Source organism: Peribacillus sp., from assembly GCF_059453735.1.
Genome location: NZ_JAZVJO010000124.1, coordinates 1 through 1,622, shown reverse-complemented (window position 1 = coordinate 1,622; position 1,622 = coordinate 1). Strand labels below are relative to the sequence as shown.

Annotated in this window: 1 protein-coding gene; it reads right to left on the bottom strand. The window is 38.4% G+C overall.

The genetic code is table 11. The features are described 5' to 3' along the window. Positions 1-191 precede the first annotated feature (191 nt). Entirely contained in the window at positions 192-1,496 is a 1,305-nt protein-coding gene (locus tag AC52RT_RS04100; RefSeq protein ID WP_495539572.1) for an ABC transporter substrate-binding protein, read from the bottom strand. Positions 1,497-1,622 lie beyond the last annotated feature (126 nt).

The following is a 1,622-nucleotide window of genomic DNA, read 5'->3' as shown; positions in this document are numbered from 1 at the left end:
AAATAATAAAGAAAGGTGCAATATATAAATAACCTGAAGCCATATCTTTTTTTGCTTCAGACATGTACCTTTTTTTTCTTACCTTTTCCTTATTACTTACAGCACTCATATACTCACCTCATGTCCTATGAAAGGTGGAATTGAAGCTCATTCAACTCCTCATCCACCTTCAAATCTAGTAATCTTTTTACTTAGCGATTTAATAAATCCTTTGCACGCTTAACTGCCGCTGCCCATTCTTTTTCGGGATCTGCCCCTTTAGATTGAACATCCTTCAATGCATTCAGTACTTCCTGATAAACCGGGAAATATTTTTCTCCTTTAAAAACCGCTCCATTAATGTCTTGTGCTGCTTGAGCAAATACTGGTGCTGTAGATTGGCCACCAAAGAACTCATCTTCATTGTTTTTGAAGGAATCCATCTCGTAAACAGCTGGAGCAGATGGGAATAACCCTTTTGTTTGGAATGATTTTATTTGATTGTCAGGAGAGATTAACCACTCTGCAAATCTATAAGCTTCAGCTGCATTTTTAGTTTCTTTTGGAATGGAGATAAAAGAACCGCCCCAGTTTGCAGCAAATTCAGTTGGTAAAGTCGCTACTCTCCATTTGCCGACAGCCTCTGGTGCATTGCCTTCCATCCAACCTTTTAACCAGCCTGCTCCTAATTCTGCTGCAAATTCACCCTTATTTACTGCATTGGCCCACTCCGGTGACCACATTTCAAATTTCCCAACAATTCCAAGCTCATTAAGCTTTACAGCATAATCGTATGCCTCTTTAACCGCATTTCCCTCTTGCTCAATTAATAATTCTCCCTCAGCATTAAGAAAAGTTTCTTGTGCTGCATCTAAATAAGCTCTGAATGCCATTTCTATACTATCGATGAATGGTTTACCGGTCTCTTCCTTCACCTGTATACCTGCTTCTTCAAATGCTTCTGGAGAACTGATAAGTTTAGTTACTTCTTCTGGATCTGTTGGTAAGCCAGCCTCTTCAAATACATCTGTACGGTAGTATAAAGCTTTTGGACCAATATCCGTTGGTAAGCCAATTAAGAAATCACCAGCATTGTTTTCACCTGTGTTCCATTTCCAATCTAAGTATTGATCTTGAATATCTTTTGCACCAAGATCATAAAGGTTTTCGAACTGGTCTTGCGCTGCTTTAAAACGATCCAATTGATCAATCTCTAGCATCGTTATGTCTGGAGCTCCGCTTCCTGCCGATAATGCGGTAAATAATGCATCATGGTGCTCTGCAGTTTCAGCAGCTCTTACTTTTACTTTCACATTAGGGTTTTCCTCTTCATAGGCTTTCGCCAAGTCTTCATAACCAGTAGCTCCAAAAGTCCAAAAGTTTAATGTAATTTGTTCTTGAGAACCTCCGCCTTTTTCATTACCAGACGATTCCTTTTCAGTTCCACTACAAGCTGCCAATGATAGTGCAAGAACTGTCGACAAGCCCAATGCACTTATTTTTTTCAAACTTCTCAAAATGATTCCCCCTACATTTTTTTGATCAATGTTTCTTACAGGTTGTAATTCTTCAACAAAAATAATATTAGTTATTATTTTTGTATCATTCACCTCCCATATTGTTGTCTTCATCATAAAAACTTG